The following is a 14,229-nucleotide window of genomic DNA, read 5'->3' as shown; positions in this document are numbered from 1 at the left end:
GTTAAATTTCACTACTAAAACGCTTATTTCATCATAAAAATTTTTAATTTGCTTATCATTTTCTGATTTTAAGAAATTTTTAAAGTCTAAAAAGCCCATAATTAGGGCTTTTAAATCTTAAACAAAAATAAATTTTAGAAAATGCCAAGCAAAAATTCACAAAAACCCATAAAATTAAAATATTTAAGCTGATTTTAAGCCTAAAACTAGGTAAATGCGAAATGATAAAATGGGGTTTAGAGTGATATTTCTTGTTTTAAATTCCATAAATTGAAAATATTGAAAAATATAGAATTTAAATAAGAATTTTAACTTTTAATTTATTTAGATAGTCATAGATTTATAGACTAAAAATGATTATGATGGTTTAAAAAAAAAAAAAAAAAAGAGATTAAATGCTTTATATAGTTTGTTATGATATAAATTCTATAAAACTCGTAAGATAATCCACGATACTTTATTAAGCTGTGGTGAGAGAATAAATTTAAGTGTATTTGAATTAAATATAAGCTGTGATAAATTAAATAAACTTATAAAATATTTCAAATCCCTAATCAATCCTAAAACAGATATAATCAAAATATACCCAGTCAAAATGCAAATACCAAGTCATACAATAGGTAAAATCGTAGATAATTTCAATATTATTTAGCAAATATTAGGACAAAAACCTTTGTATTTTGTATTTGTTGTGATTGCTATTTTTAGTTTTTTTAATTGTTTTTGTATTATTTCATCTATGCTTAGATTTTTGCCTTCATAATATAAAGTATCTAAAAGTCTTTTAGCAAACATTTTGCCAAGCTTAGCTTTAAGTTCGCTATTTAATTCGTTACTAGCATTAGGACGATGAGAAAACCACGCAAATACAATCATATCTACAACATACACTCTAAATTCTTCAATAAAATCATATACAAGACTAGTGTTTTTATCATTATTTGAATGAAATAATCCTAAATATGGATTTATATTGATATCTATCATAAGTTTTTGAATTTTGTTATAAAGTATGGCGTAAAGATAATTTAGGCTCATATTGATAATGTCTTTTGCTCCTTTTTTATGGCGTTTTATAAAACCATAATCATTAAATCTTTTTGTAAATACATCAAAATACCATAGAGCAACTTTTCCTTCAATAGTTAGTAACTCTTGAGAGTTTTTAGCTTGTTTGATTTTTGATATATATTCTTTCATATTTGAGATATTGTTTTTATAGGTTTTGTGATATTTATCCATTCTTTTTATGAAATTACATTGATTTTTGCATTTTGCTAGTATTATTTGCTTTGATAATTCTAATTTAAATTCATCACTTAGTTTTGCTTGTAGTAACAATGTTTTGCTTGAGCTTTGGTTTTTATACAAGCTTATACTATCTAAGGCTTGATTTATAAATGTTATTTGTATTTTATATAAAGCTGCTAAAAATAATACATCTGATTTTATTGTTATCGTTGTATTTATGATAATTGATTTTAGTTTGCTTGGATGGATTTTGCTTATAGTTTCTTTATTATCTTTTATGCTTATAAATTCATTATCTTTAACCAAGCTAAGATTTGCTTTGTTTATATGCAAGACTTGTTTTGATGTTTTTTGCGAATTATTCATAATTTTCTCTTTTTGGATTTAAATATATCTAAGTTTTAGCTTTAAATATTAACAATCAATAAAGGCTTATTTGCAATAAAATTATTATAATTCTTATTGCAAATTCCTTTTTTTATTTGCTATTTCATTAAATAAATTTCAAATGATGAATGATAATATCTGATTATTTTTAAATAAGGTGGTGTGGTGAGATATGTGAAATTAAGTGTAAAAGGCATAAATATTAAGCCTAAAAATGAGTTTAATGGCTCGGCTGTTCGGGGGACTTTGGGTTGGGCGTTAAAAAGGGTTGATGAGAATATATTTGAGATGTTTTTTAATAAAGACAACGCAAGTTCAAAATACCGCTTAGAAATTGATTTTAATTCTTATGATTTTAGTATTTATCTTTTTAATGATTATATAAAATATACCCCTTATTTTGCTTTGGCTATGGAGCAAATGAGAGCTTTAGGGCTTGGAGTAGATAGACAAAAATATGATTATGAAAAAATATTTTTAAACGATGAGCCTTTTATGAGTAATAAAGGTGAATTATTAAATAAAGATATAAAAAGTATTGAAATAATCCCGCAAAATTCCTATAAAAATATAAAAGTGATTTTCAAAACCCCGTTTATGATAAATGATAAAAGCACAGATTTTAACCCACTTAGCTTTTTTATCTCGTTAAAACGCCGTTTTAATGAAATAAATGGCATAAACGAAAGAGTGTTTTTTGATGATAATTTTTCTTTTAGTCAAAGATTAATGGACTATAAATTATTAAGATACTCAAATAATCAAAGCAAAAAAATGAATTTTTATGCAAAAATTGGCGAAATTGATTTTTATAACCTTAGTGATGAGTGCGTGAGATTGCTTGAGATTGCAAGGCTTATAGGGGTCGGAAAACATACGGCTTTTGGTTTTGGCAAAATTGATTTAGAAAGGATAGAAAATGAGTGATTATCTAGTTTTAATTGATATAGCGGCTAAACAAGAATATATTTTTAGCTCAAATAAACTTAAAGATATGATAGGTGCTAGTGAGATTATAGCCCTTGCGAGTGATGTTGCAAAAATAAAAGAAAATTGTAAGGAATTTAATTTTGAGATAAGCAAGATAAAGGATTGTTTTAGTGGTGGCGGGAATGCTTATTTGTTTTTTGATAAGCTTGAAATTGCAAGAGAATTTATAGAAAAATACAGCCTATATTTACTTAAAACTTATCCTAGTTTAGTGCCTTATCTAGTGCCTTACAAAATGAGTGGGGATTATCAAAAAGATATCGCTGGTGCTAAAGATGAGTTAGATAATATTAGAAACAGCTTTTATCCACTTACGCATTCATTAAATATTGGCTTTGAAAGATTATGCCCTAGCTCAAATATCGGTGTAAATGAGAGTGGGGAGTTTAGCAACGCAACAGCTAGTAAAAGAAAGATGGTAGAAAATGCTAAAAGATTTGATAAGTATTTAGTTAATAAAGGATATGAATTTAGCAATGAGTTAGATGATATTTATATTCATAATAACGCTTTTATAAGTGTGGTGCATTGCGATATCAATGCACTTAGTGAAAAGGTAAAAAAGCTTGATAGTAAAGAAAAATCTAAAGAATTTTCTAAACAAATTGATGAAATTATGCAAGAAGCCTTTGAGAAAATGATAGATAAGCTAATTAATCACTTAGATAATGATGGTTTTGAGTTTAAAGATATAAAAATCACTAAAGATGATTTTAAAAAAGAAAATAAATATTATCTACCTATTAGACCGATTATTTTAAACGGAGATGATTTTACTTTTGTTAGTGAAGGTAGGCTTGGGGTTTGGCTTAGTAAGACTTTTATAAAAGAGCTTGAAAATGCTTCTAAAAAATATTTTGATAGTCTTTATGCAAGTGCAGGGATAGTAATATGCAAGGCTAAAACGCCGTTTAGTAGGGCGTATCAGCTTAGCGAAGAGCTAGCAAGTAAGGCAAAAACACTAGCAAAAAAGGATAATTCTAAATCAAGCCTAGCATTTTTAATTCTTTCAAATCAAGTAAAATCAGGATTAAATTACCTTGAAAAGACTTATACAAGCGAGAGATTAAGTGGCGAGAATAAATACATAAACCACGAAGGATATTTTATAAATAAAAACGAAAAATGCAAACATTATGATTTTGATGACCTTTTAAAGCTTGTTAAGATTTTAAACAAAATGGCAAGGTCTAAGATGATGAAAATTAGGGATTTGCTGTTTTACAATGATGATGAAAATATTAAAAAATATATTGAGATTTATTGCGAAAACGATGAGTTTAAGCCTAGCGACTTACTAGAAAACGACGAAATAAAACATAAAAATATGCTATTTGATGCAATAGAACTAAGTGCATTTTACCCACAAAAGGACGGACAATGATATTAAAAATTACACTTTTAAGTAATACGATAATTACAAATGGCAACGGCGATGCTTTAATAGATTTGGATTGCGATTATAATGAATACGGCTTGCCATATATCAGTGCAAAACGCCTAAAGGGAATGCTAAAAGATAGTGCAAATGAGCTTGTTTCTATGGGGCAAGATATAAATGTGCTTAGGCTTTTTGGCGATGAAAACAACGAAGGCATTATAAAACTAAGCGATGCGAGATTGCAAGATTATGATATTTTAGAAAAATTATCAAATGATTTTAAGCCAGATTTGTTTAAAAACTCTTTTTCAGTAGTGCTAAGTCAAACTAGCTTAGATGAGCGTGGAGTAGCTAAAAAAGGAAGTTTAAGACGCTTTAGGGCTTATGATAAAGGGCTTATATTTGAAAGCGAGATTGATGAGAATTTCAAACAGGAATTTCAAAAAGACTTAGAACTAATTTGCCTAAATCTTCGTTATATAGGGCATAAAAGAACTAGAGGTTTTGGTAAAGTAAAATGCGAAATAATAAAAAATAAAAAAATCAATGAAATATCTAAAAAAAGTGGGGATATTATGGTCTTTACTTTGCTTGATGATGTGGTGCTTACAAATCTTAGTGGCGATGAAAATACCATTGATACTAAGGAATATTTGAGTGCTAGTGCGATTAAAGGTGCTTTTAAAAAGCTTGGGGTGGAGTATTCTAAGCCACAAAATGCTTATTTTTATGATGATAAGAATATTTTTTATCCAGCACCGATGAACCTTAAAAAACTTAAATGTGCACAAGAAAATTTGAAAATTTACACAGAAATTGATGAAGCAAAAGAAAAAGAAGAGCTAAAGAAAAATAATGATTTTAAAATAGAGAAAAAATCAAGCATAGGTGGATATATAAGTATAAAAAATGGCGTTTTAGCTAAAGCAAAAATAAGCACTATAAATAAAACCCATGTAAGCTTAGCCGATAAAGAAAATATGAGCCTTAAAGAGCTTGAAAAATATGAAAGTGAAGGCAAATATAAAAACAAAATCTTCTCATACACAGCAATTAGCAAGGGGCAACAATTTGCTATAAAGCTAATGGATGAAGAGAATTTTAGCGAACTTGATGGCAAGGTTTTAAGACTTGGCAAAAGTGCAAATTCTCAATATGGTAGGGTAAAAATCAGCTTTGAGAGTTCAAGCAATAAAGAAAGTAATTTTAATAATGAGTTTTATCTAGTGGCAATTAGTCCGGTATTATTAAGAAACGAAATTGGCGGATTTGAACCTAGTCTTGACGCACTTAAAAACGAACTAGAAAAACAAGGATTAAAGCTAGAAAAAATCGTAATTTCAAGATATGAAAAAGCACAATTTTATAACAATTCTTACAAGTGTAAAACCCCACAAGTAATGGGATTTAGCATAGGTAGTGTGTTTAAGGTTAGCGGGAATTTAAATCAGGAATTAGTGCAACTTAAAACTCAAGATGAATTTGGTTTTGGGTGGCTTAAAGCTTATAAAAGTTTTGATAATTTAGAGTTAAAAAGTGATAAAAAAGATAATGAAACAAATCAAAATTCTAAAAATAAACTAGAAAAACCAAAACTAAGTGATGATGAGCTTAAGAGCATAGAACCGGCACTTAAAAATATCTTAAAAAAAGACCTAGAACAAAGAGTGTTTTTAAGCAATGAGTATAAAAACTATGAAATTCAATATCCAGAATGTAAAAATCGTAGTAAAGATAAAATGACAAAAAGCGAATTGGCAAGAATTGAAAAGGTTTTAAATATCATAGGATTTGATAACGAAAAATCTATAATAGATTTGTTTAAAAAAGAGTTTAAGCCTAAGCAAAATGGAAAACAAAATGAATTTTTAGACAAAATGGAAAGAAATAAAAAAGGACTTAATTTAAGCGGTATTGATATTGAAAAATTTAAATTACCAAATTATGACAAATACTATGATAAAGAGTATTTGTTTTATTTAAAAATTAAAACACTTATAAGCAAACTCAAACAAGCTAGAAAGGAGACAAAATGAGCCAAGAAGTGCATAAAAAATTAATAAAAAAGATATTTTATAAAGGAACTTTAGTAAATAAAACAGCTTTTAAAATAGGCTCAAGTGAAGGCGATTTCATAGATAGCATGTGTTTAAAGGATAAATCTGATAAGCCTTATATTAGCGCTACAAGTCTAGCTGGAGTGCTAAAAAGTGAGCTTGGCGAGTGTCTTTTGCTAGGAACTGAAAATAATAAAAAGAGTGAAAAAAGTAGACTTATTTTAAATGATTGTTATTTAGATGAGAGAAGTAATTATCAAGTTAATATTAGAAATGGCATAAAGATAGTTCCTACAACAAATATAGCAGAAGATACAGCATTGTTTGATTATGAAGTTATTTCAGCTGGTTCGGATTTTGTTTTTGAAAGTGAAATTAACATTTATGAAAATGATAATTTAGATGATGATATAAAAGCTTATGAAGATATCTTACAAAGTGAAATAAATATAGGTGCTAAAACAATGTCAGGTCTTGGTAGATTTGCTTTTAAAGATACTGAAAATAACAAATTAGAGCTTAAAAAATACGAGTTTTTATTTCCAAATGATTTTGAAAAATATAAGGATTTCTTAAACAATAGCGAAAATGCACAATGTCAAATTCTAGAAAAACAAGACAAAAAACTAGGATTTATAATAAAAATTGATTTGGATATCACAAACTCACTTTTAATTGGTAGTGTAAATAACTATGATGAAAATGCAAAAGTAGCTAGTCTTAAAGAAAATGACAAATTTATAGCAAGCGGGACAAGCTTTAAAGGTGCTATTAAAAATCAAGCTTTAAAAATAGCAAATACTTTTAATTTAGGCGATGATTTTATAGATGAGCTTTTTGGTTACGCAGTAGATAAAAATACTGATACTAAAAAAGCAGGCGATACTCAAAAATCAAGAGTTAGGGTTGGTGAAAGTGAAATTAAAAACGTCATGGAAAAACTTCATCAAAGAAATAAAATAGATAGATTTAGTGGGGCGACCATTGATGGAGCATTGTTTGATGCTAAGGTTATTTATGATGGCAAAATCAATCTAAGTATAGAGCTAAAAAACCCAAGCCCTAAAGAAAAAGCATTAATGCTTTTTGTAGCAAGGGATTTGTGTGCTGGATTTTTAGCCGTTGGTGGGGGTAAAAATATCGGTCGTGGGGTGTTTAGTGGTAAGTTTAGCGCTTATGAAAACGGCAAAGAGTTAAAGCCAAACGAGATGAGTGAGATAGCTAAGGAGTTGCTAAAATGAAAGAGCTTTTAAAAGATTTTGATAATGCAAAAATCATCATATGGACAAAGGATAAAATGCTATTTGGTAAGGTAACAAACGGCGAAATGGAATTTCAATCAGGAATTAGTACTTTAAATAAAGATGAGATTTTAGAATTTCGTGCATTTGATGAGGTTAAAGAGCTTTATTTTTGGGGTGATAATTCAAGGCTTTATGAATTTAAAGGTGATGAAATAAATAGTACAACAATAATGTTAGGCAAAGTTGTGGATTGTGAAAATGGCTGGAGCAAGGTAGATGATGGTAGGGGTGGGAAGTTTTACTTGCCACTTGAAAGACAAAAGGACAATGAAATCATCATAGAAAAATACGACATTATAGGTTATCACGAAGACACAAATCAAGCTTATATAAAAGGCTATGTAATAAAGGAGATAAGATGAATAATCCGTTTGGAGATTTTTTTGCAAATAATGGAACAAATAAACAAAAAGAAATAGCTAAAAGAAATAACCAAGAAAAGCAAACAAAAGAAAAAGCACAAGAAAAGGCTAATTTTAATAATCATAAAAAACAATCAGGTGGCACTAAAAGTGAAGGTGGAATTGTTGGCAAGGCTACAGCTTCATATAATTTCATTCCCTTAAATCATAAAAATGAGTTTGCTAAGTTTAAAAAACCTGATGATTTTGACAATTTTAATGGAATTAGTGGGGAAATAAACCTAACAATAACCACAAAAACACCATTTTTTATAGGTGATGAACAAAAACAAGGAGAAGTTAAAAAATTCTTTAGTATAGACGGAGCAACTCCAAAAATTCCAGGTTCAAGCCTAAGAGGAATGATAAGAAATCTTGTAGAAATCGTAAGTTATGGCAAATTTGAAAATACAAATCTAACTACTTTTTATTATAGAAATATGGCAGGTAAAGGTGAAAGCACGCTTAAAGCTGAATATGCAAGAATAATGTCAAGCAAAGATAAAGATGGGGTGCCAAGACCTAACGCTAAGTTTGGGTATTTTGTAAAAGAGAGCGAGAGAAAATATGTAATTTATAAAGCTACAAAAGAACAAGCATATAAATGTAGTATTTATAAAGATAACCATCTAAAAGGATTGAGTGAATTAGAAAAGCACCCAAATGCTTTAAAGTTATGCCAAGAAATAGCAAATAAAAGTATGGAAATTAACTTGGTTGGTGATAAATATATAGTTTATACAGGAGTTACAACGGCAAAAATTAATCATAGCAAAAATATTAAAAGTGCTAAAAAAACATATTTTAAATTCAAAAAACTAAGCAAAGATGAGTTAAAGGCTTTGGATAAAATAAGTCTTGATTATGAGCTTATAGAGCTTTACGAAGCTGATAATAAAAGACAGCCACAAAGGGATAAAAAGTTTTTAAACCTTGTAAAGCTTGCAAATGATTATGAAAAATACCCAAACGGAGTTCCGTGCTTTTTTGTTGAACATGAAAGAGCAGGGATAAAATATGTATTTTTTGGTCATACACCGTATTTTAGAATACCTTATTTTAAAAGCGTAAAAGAGCATATACCTAAGTATGAATTTGGTGAAAATGATTTTGATTTAACAGAATGTATTTTTGGTAAAGAAAGCAAATTTGCTTCTAGGGTGTTCTTTGAAGATGCAAACCTAGTAAGTGATTTAAAAGATATTTTTCAAAAAGAAACAAGAACTCAAAATTTGCAAGGTCCAAAACCAACTTCTTATAATATGTATTTAGAAAATAGCTTAAAATCAAAAGTTAGTAGCGTTAAACATTATAATGATGATGTAATGCTAAGAGGCTATAAAATGTATCACCATAAAGATACAAAAAATGAAAAGGATTATGAATTTATTCCAGATCAACAACGCCCAGATAATGAAAAAATGAAAAATGTTATAAGAGCTATAAAAAGTGGTGTTAATTTTAAAGGTAAAATCAGATTTTCTAATCTAAAAGATTATGAATTAGGTGCTTTAATGTTTGTTTTGAACTTGCCTAAAAATTGTTTTCATAAGCTTGGCGGAGCTAAACCACTTGGGCTTGGAAGTGTTGAAATAAATGCTAAATTAAGCGTGTATGATATAGCTAAAAGTTATGAGAATTTGTTTTCAGATAATGGCATATGTGAGCTAAGTTTAATCAACGAGCAAAAAGACTATATAAAGGCGTTTGAAAGCAAGATTTTGGAGCAAATTGGTTCAAAAAATAATAGCTTATGGGAAGAGCCGAGACTAAAAGAGCTAGAAATAATGCTTAATTATGAAAAATCAAAAAATATTGATAGTAGATATATGGATATTAACGATTTTAAGCATAAAGATAAGGTTTTGCCACTCCCTAGTGAATTAATAAAAAAGCAAGGTTAAAAGCCTTGCAAAAGGTGTAAAAATGAGTGAAATAAAAATACCTTCTAGAAAAGGACTTCAAATTGTAAAGAAAAGTGTTGATAAAAAGGAAAATAAAATGCAATGTGAAAATACGCAAAACCCTCAAAGCGCAGAGCAAACCAACGAAAATTTACCATTACAAGGCAAAACCAAAATAAAAATCATTAGTTTTTTAGGTATGACAAATACTTATAAAGATGTAGAAGATTTTCAAATAAAAAGCAAAGAAGATATAAATACAAAAGGACTAAAACAACCAAAACAAGCACAATATATTCTAACAAGCAATTTTTATAAGGTTTTTGAAGTAGAAAAAGATACGATTAAGCTTGATATGTGGAGTGCTACGGAGTGTTTGCTTAAAGAATTTAATAACGATAATTTTGACTTTACACTATACGGCACAAAATTATCAAATAAAAAGCAAAGCCCAATTTATGGTGATAAAATTACCCCAAAAGAGTTTGATCAGAAAGAATATTCTAAATTTTTAGGGGATTTGATAAATGATTTAAAAAATGATTTTAGTTCAAATAAGTATAAAAAAATCATAATAGATATTACCCACGGCTTTAGAGATAATACGATTTTGGCTATTTTTGCAGGGCTTATTCAAGCTAATATTAATAAAGATTTTAAGATAAATTTCATCGTGGCAAAGGAGATAATCAAACAACAAGAATATGAATTTATAAGCCTTGATGAATATGTTGAAAATATGGTTATGTCAAATGTCTTAAGCACTTTTAAACAATGCTTAAAAGTGCCTGATTATAACCTTGATAATCCGCTTTATTTAGCTTTAAAAGGTTTTAGCGACGCGCTTTTTAAAAATCAAATTCAAGATATAAATAAAAATTTAAAAAATCTTTTTTATTACGAAAGAAATCCATTGCAAAGTCTTTTAAATTTGCAACCTTTAATAAATGAGATAATGCTTGAATTACAAGGCTTAAATAAAGTAAATATCAAGTCAGCAGGTAATGGTAAAATCAAGCCTAAAAGAGCTTTTTATTATGAATTAGCTGTGCTTTATAAAAAACACGATTATTTTTTAAATTGCGTTCAGTTTTTACTTGAATCTATATATTTACATATTTTTAATGAGTTTAAACAACAACTAGATAGGGCTAAATATGAATATTGTTATTCTGAATATAAAGCAATTAGAAATTTTTTACTTAGTTTTGAAGAAACTAAGCCAAATGTAAATCAAAATAATCACAGATATACTAAGTATAAAAACACTTTTCCTGATGATATAAAATTATTTAATTCTGTGATTAATTTAACTAAAAAAATAGCTGATTTAAGGAATAGAATGTCTCATTGTGATGCCTTTAGCGATGATTATGAAAACAATTATAAAACTAGAATAGAAGAATTTTTTAATTCTTATGATGAAATATTTAATAATTTAAATTTTAGTCAAGAATTAAAAGATAAATTGATTTTAGACATAAAGGCAAAAGTAAAATGATTGCTATGCACTTATTTTTTTCACACGAATTAAGCGATGAGCAAATAAACGACGCTAAAACTAGCCTAAAAATAGTAGAATTTAAAGCCTTGCCAAAGGATTTGCAAACTAAGTTTTCCAATGTCCCGCCAGAGCTTGATAACTTAGATGATTATGCAAGAGATTTTTATGAATATATCGATGAAAGCACCAAAAAAGGTGATTATGTGCTTATTAGTGGGGATTTTGGCTTGTGTTTTAAACTTATAAATTACGCTAAATCAAAAGCTTTAAAACCCATTTATTCCACTACAAAAAGAGAAGTTTTAAAAGATGAAAATGGTATAAAACAAAGCGTTTTTAAACATATAAGGTTTAGGGAATTTTAAAAAATTATATTTTATTATGGGTATTTTATAAGTCAATGAATTGTATAAAATAATTTATTGATTTATACAATATTTGTATTGTTTGTTATAAATTTTATTATTTTAATTACGATATAAGCTAGTAAAGCTCATAACATATTTAAGACCTTTTTAGCGGCTTTTACACCTTCATGCCATAATTTATGTCTTTTTAATACATATTTAGCATCAATTTTTCCACCAAACATAGCACCTAAAAGTGCTCTATTAGTCTTAAAAACAAAAGCAAATAAATGTATAAATATCCAAAAAATCATTAAAAACATTCCAATATTATGTAGTAATGCTACTAAAAATATAGAGTTTTCACTAATTGAAATTCCTGCTAAATTTTTATAAGTTTTAATAAGCCCTGTAATAATCAAAACAGCCATAATAATTACAAGTCCTAAATACGCAAGGCGTTGTTCTGGTAGGTATTTTTCGCAAGGTTCTTCTTCTTTGTTAAAAATTATTGCATAGATTAATTTTATGCTTTTTTTAATATCACCTTTTTTTGGAAGTATTGAAAAATCTTTGCGTAAAATATAATATGTAATATGCAAAAATACAAAAAATATCAAGCTAATACTAAAAATATAATGAATCATCAAACTAATATAATAATCCACACTCCAAGACATTAAAGGTAGTTTATAAATCATATATCTTTTTGCGACAGGCATTTGCAAAATACCACTAAAAATCAACGCAAAAACACTAATCATTATTCCTAAATGAGTTATTTGATTAAATATACTTTGTCTTTTAATTTTCATTTTTTTTCCTTAGTAAAACACCTGCTAAAACACCTGCAATAGGGCTTAATAAAACACTTTTAATAATTTTGTCATTACTGGTTATTTTGTTATTTATATCTACTTTCATATGTGCTATTCCTTGAGTGTTGTTTGCGTGTTTTTTGCTTATTGCTTCTTGAATTTTTTCAAATGAAATCGGCGATACATAAAAAGTCGCAGTTCCGCCGTTTTGTTTATCTCCGTAAATATATGTGCCATCATCTTTAGCTAAATCTTTATATTCTTGTGCCTTTTTTAGGGCTAGTAATTTTATTTTTTCCTTATTTGCATATATCATTGCGTTTTTAGGACAAGCACTCACACAAGCAGGAATACTAATATCAGCACATAAATCGCATTTATACATAACTCCACCACCTGCTAATTTAGGTGCTATTTTAAGATAAACTCCAACTCCTGCTTGTCGTTGTGGTATGTGCCAAGGGCAAACATCTTTACATTTTGCTCCACCAAAACAAACATTAGGGTTAATCTTAACTGCTGAATTATCTTTGCTAATTGCTCCAAAAGGACATATTTTAAGGCAGGTTGGGTCATCACAATGCATACAGTGTCTTGGGATATTTATATTTTTATTATCTATGTTTAATTTTTCAACATATATGAAATTATAAGGATTTAGCCTATTAATCTCATCTTTTTTGTCTTGATAATCTTCATAAAATTTTTGTGGATAATAATTTGGTATTTCGCTAATTGGTTTAGGAAAAACATCTTTATTTTTTAATTTACAAGCACTTACGCATAAAGGTGTTGCTAAATTAGCACAGCCATCGCAAAGGCTTAAATCAATTAGTTTTGCCATTTTTTCTTGATTAGTATTCGCAAAAACCTTGCTTACACTAGCAATTCCTGCGATTTTTAAAAAATTTCTTCTATCTAAACTCATAATATTCCTTTTTTTGATAAAGTATAAGAGTTTTTAAAAATTATGTATGTGATAAAGTTACAATGAAAAAGATTGAAGATTTTTTAAATTCTATATTTACAAATAATGAGCTAATTAAAAAATGTTTAGAAAAAGGTCTTTTTAAGACTTATAAAAAAGGTGATGATTTATGGGATTGTCAAGGGCTTATATTTATAATTGATGGAAGTATTAAGATATTTATTGATAATGGCATTAGAAAGATTGATATTTTTAATTTATCAAATGATGAATATTGCTTATTATCAGCTTCTTGTGTGCTAAATAATATTAGTTTTGATGTTAATATTGAGTTTGTAAAAAACACTAATGTTTGGGTAATTCCTAGCAAAGATTTAGAAGAATTAAGCGAAAAATATTTAGAATTTAAACAGCTAAAATTAGACATTATTTCTAAAAGACTTAGCGAAATTATGCAATTTTTAGAAGATTTTGCTTTTATGCCGCTTTCAAATCGTGTTTTAAAATATATAAAAGATAATGCAAGTAATAATGAATTAAAAATCACTCACGAAGAATTAGCAAGAGTAGTAGGTAGCTCAAGGGAAAGTATTTCAAGGGTTTTAAAAGAGTTGAAAAATGATAATAAAATCGTGTTAAAACGAGGTGCTATTATTGTTTGTACTTAAAGAATTTAAAACAGGAGTTTAAAATAAATCTTAGATATTGCTAGATTTAAAATCTAAATTTCAAATTCAAATTCTTTAAAATTAAATGATTTTTCTAATTGCAATACTAAAAATAAAGCTATTTAAAATAATTTGAAATAGGATTTTGGTTTTTTATAATTATTTATATTATAAACTTTACTTATAAATCCTAATAACCATAAACTCCACCAAACCCTTATTTCCCAAGTATTTTCAACAATCAATTACCACTAGTCCATTTCAAATAACTCAAAAACTTTTTCACTAA

The 14,229-nt window shown here is 27.6% G+C and carries 13 protein-coding genes; 10 read left to right on the top strand and 3 right to left on the bottom strand.

The features are described from left to right. Positions 1-442: 442 nt before the first annotated feature. On the top strand, positions 443-652 hold the full coding sequence (locus AVBRAN12642_RS09930) for a CRISPR-associated endonuclease Cas2 (RefSeq protein WP_442862368.1): 210 nt from the start codon (positions 443-445) through the stop codon (positions 650-652). Here the strand turns inward: AVBRAN12642_RS09930 and cas1 are convergent. Continuing rightward, complete coding sequence (gene cas1 / locus AVBRAN12642_RS08885; RefSeq protein WP_336607278.1) at positions 649-1,617, bottom strand: CRISPR-associated endonuclease Cas1; 969 nt, start codon at positions 1,615-1,617, stop codon at positions 649-651. The genes AVBRAN12642_RS09930 and cas1 overlap by 4 nt on opposite strands. Before the next feature lie 186 nt (positions 1,618-1,803). Between cas1 and cas6 the strand changes: the two genes are divergently transcribed. Genes cas6 through csx20 form a run of 8 tightly spaced genes read left to right on the top strand, consistent with a single transcriptional unit; the run spans position 1,804 to position 11,544 of the window. Then, a complete protein-coding gene (gene cas6 / locus AVBRAN12642_RS08880) occupies positions 1,804-2,565 on the top strand; it encodes a CRISPR system precrRNA processing endoribonuclease RAMP protein Cas6 (protein WP_336607277.1) in 762 nt (253 codons plus the stop codon). Beyond that, on the top strand, positions 2,558-4,012 hold the full coding sequence (locus AVBRAN12642_RS08875) for a Cas10/Cmr2 second palm domain-containing protein (RefSeq protein WP_336608244.1): 1,455 nt from the start codon (positions 2,558-2,560) through the stop codon (positions 4,010-4,012). The genes cas6 and AVBRAN12642_RS08875 overlap by 8 nt, the downstream gene beginning before the upstream one ends. After that, positions 4,009-6,045: an RAMP superfamily CRISPR-associated protein gene (locus AVBRAN12642_RS08870; protein ID WP_336608243.1), complete on the top strand. Its 2,037-nt coding sequence runs from the start codon at positions 4,009-4,011 to the stop codon at positions 6,043-6,045. Before AVBRAN12642_RS08875 ends, AVBRAN12642_RS08870 begins: the two co-directional genes overlap by 4 nt. After that, positions 6,042-7,307, top strand: coding sequence for an RAMP superfamily CRISPR-associated protein (locus AVBRAN12642_RS08865; protein ID WP_336607274.1), 1,266 nt, complete (start codon positions 6,042-6,044; stop codon positions 7,305-7,307). Before AVBRAN12642_RS08870 ends, AVBRAN12642_RS08865 begins: the two co-directional genes overlap by 4 nt. Beyond that, positions 7,304-7,732 (top strand): type III-D CRISPR-associated protein Csx19, encoded by a 429-nt coding sequence (gene csx19, locus AVBRAN12642_RS08860; protein WP_336608242.1) that lies wholly within the window; start codon positions 7,304-7,306, stop codon positions 7,730-7,732. Before AVBRAN12642_RS08865 ends, csx19 begins: the two co-directional genes overlap by 4 nt. Beyond that, positions 7,729-9,675, top strand: coding sequence for a TIGR03986 family type III CRISPR-associated RAMP protein (locus AVBRAN12642_RS08855; RefSeq protein WP_336607272.1), 1,947 nt, complete (start codon positions 7,729-7,731; stop codon positions 9,673-9,675). Before csx19 ends, AVBRAN12642_RS08855 begins: the two co-directional genes overlap by 4 nt. Positions 9,676-9,697: 22 nt before the next feature. Continuing rightward, positions 9,698-11,176: a CRISPR-associated DxTHG motif protein gene (locus tag AVBRAN12642_RS08850; protein ID WP_336607271.1), complete on the top strand. Its 1,479-nt coding sequence runs from the start codon at positions 9,698-9,700 to the stop codon at positions 11,174-11,176. Continuing rightward, positions 11,173-11,544, top strand: coding sequence for a CRISPR-associated protein Csx20 (gene csx20, locus AVBRAN12642_RS08845; RefSeq protein ID WP_336607270.1), 372 nt, complete (start codon positions 11,173-11,175; stop codon positions 11,542-11,544). Before AVBRAN12642_RS08850 ends, csx20 begins: the two co-directional genes overlap by 4 nt. Positions 11,545-11,672: 128 nt before the next feature. Here the strand turns inward: csx20 and AVBRAN12642_RS08840 are convergent, their stop codons facing one another. Together AVBRAN12642_RS08840 and AVBRAN12642_RS08835 are read right to left on the bottom strand one after the other, a co-directional pair. After that, entirely contained in the window at positions 11,673-12,341 is a 669-nt protein-coding gene (locus tag AVBRAN12642_RS08840; RefSeq protein WP_336607269.1) for a cytochrome b/b6 domain-containing protein, read from the bottom strand. Further along, a complete protein-coding gene (locus AVBRAN12642_RS08835; RefSeq protein WP_336607268.1) occupies positions 12,331-13,272 on the bottom strand; it encodes a 4Fe-4S dicluster domain-containing protein in 942 nt (313 codons plus the stop codon). The genes AVBRAN12642_RS08840 and AVBRAN12642_RS08835 overlap by 11 nt, the downstream gene beginning before the upstream one ends. 62 nt (positions 13,273-13,334) lie before the next feature. On the opposite strand from AVBRAN12642_RS08835, the gene AVBRAN12642_RS08830 reads away from it, so the two are divergent. Further along, the gene (locus AVBRAN12642_RS08830; protein ID WP_239803264.1) at positions 13,335-13,940 is read left to right on the top strand and encodes a Crp/Fnr family transcriptional regulator; all 606 of its coding nucleotides are present in this window, start codon (positions 13,335-13,337) and stop codon (positions 13,938-13,940) included. The last annotated feature ends 289 nt before the right edge of the window (positions 13,941-14,229 follow it).

It is taken from the genome of Campylobacter sp. RM12642 (assembly GCF_020137635.1).
Lineage (GTDB): Bacteria > Campylobacterota > Campylobacteria > Campylobacterales > Campylobacteraceae > Campylobacter_E.
Note: the sequence above shows the minus strand (reverse complement) of the source record. Positions and strands in the feature narration are given on the sequence as shown.

Coding starts and splice junctions, on each gene's coding strand:
- cas1 (WP_336607278.1), bottom strand. CDS start 1,617: ATGAATAATTCGCAAAAAACATCAAAACAAGTCTTGCATATAAACAAA.
- AVBRAN12642_RS08875 (WP_336608244.1), top strand. CDS start 2,558: ATGAGTGATTATCTAGTTTTAATTGATATAGCGGCTAAACAAGAATAT.
- AVBRAN12642_RS08870 (WP_336608243.1), top strand. CDS start 4,009: ATGATATTAAAAATTACACTTTTAAGTAATACGATAATTACAAATGGC.
- AVBRAN12642_RS08865 (WP_336607274.1), top strand. CDS start 6,042: ATGAGCCAAGAAGTGCATAAAAAATTAATAAAAAAGATATTTTATAAA.
- csx19 (WP_336608242.1), top strand. CDS start 7,304: ATGAAAGAGCTTTTAAAAGATTTTGATAATGCAAAAATCATCATATGG.
- AVBRAN12642_RS08855 (WP_336607272.1), top strand. CDS start 7,729: ATGAATAATCCGTTTGGAGATTTTTTTGCAAATAATGGAACAAATAAA.
- AVBRAN12642_RS08850 (WP_336607271.1), top strand. CDS start 9,698: ATGAGTGAAATAAAAATACCTTCTAGAAAAGGACTTCAAATTGTAAAG.
- csx20 (WP_336607270.1), top strand. CDS start 11,173: ATGATTGCTATGCACTTATTTTTTTCACACGAATTAAGCGATGAGCAA.
- AVBRAN12642_RS08840 (WP_336607269.1), bottom strand. CDS start 12,341: ATGAAAATTAAAAGACAAAGTATATTTAATCAAATAACTCATTTAGGA.
- AVBRAN12642_RS08835 (WP_336607268.1), bottom strand. CDS start 13,272: ATGAGTTTAGATAGAAGAAATTTTTTAAAAATCGCAGGAATTGCTAGT.
- AVBRAN12642_RS08830 (WP_239803264.1), top strand. CDS start 13,335: ATGAAAAAGATTGAAGATTTTTTAAATTCTATATTTACAAATAATGAG.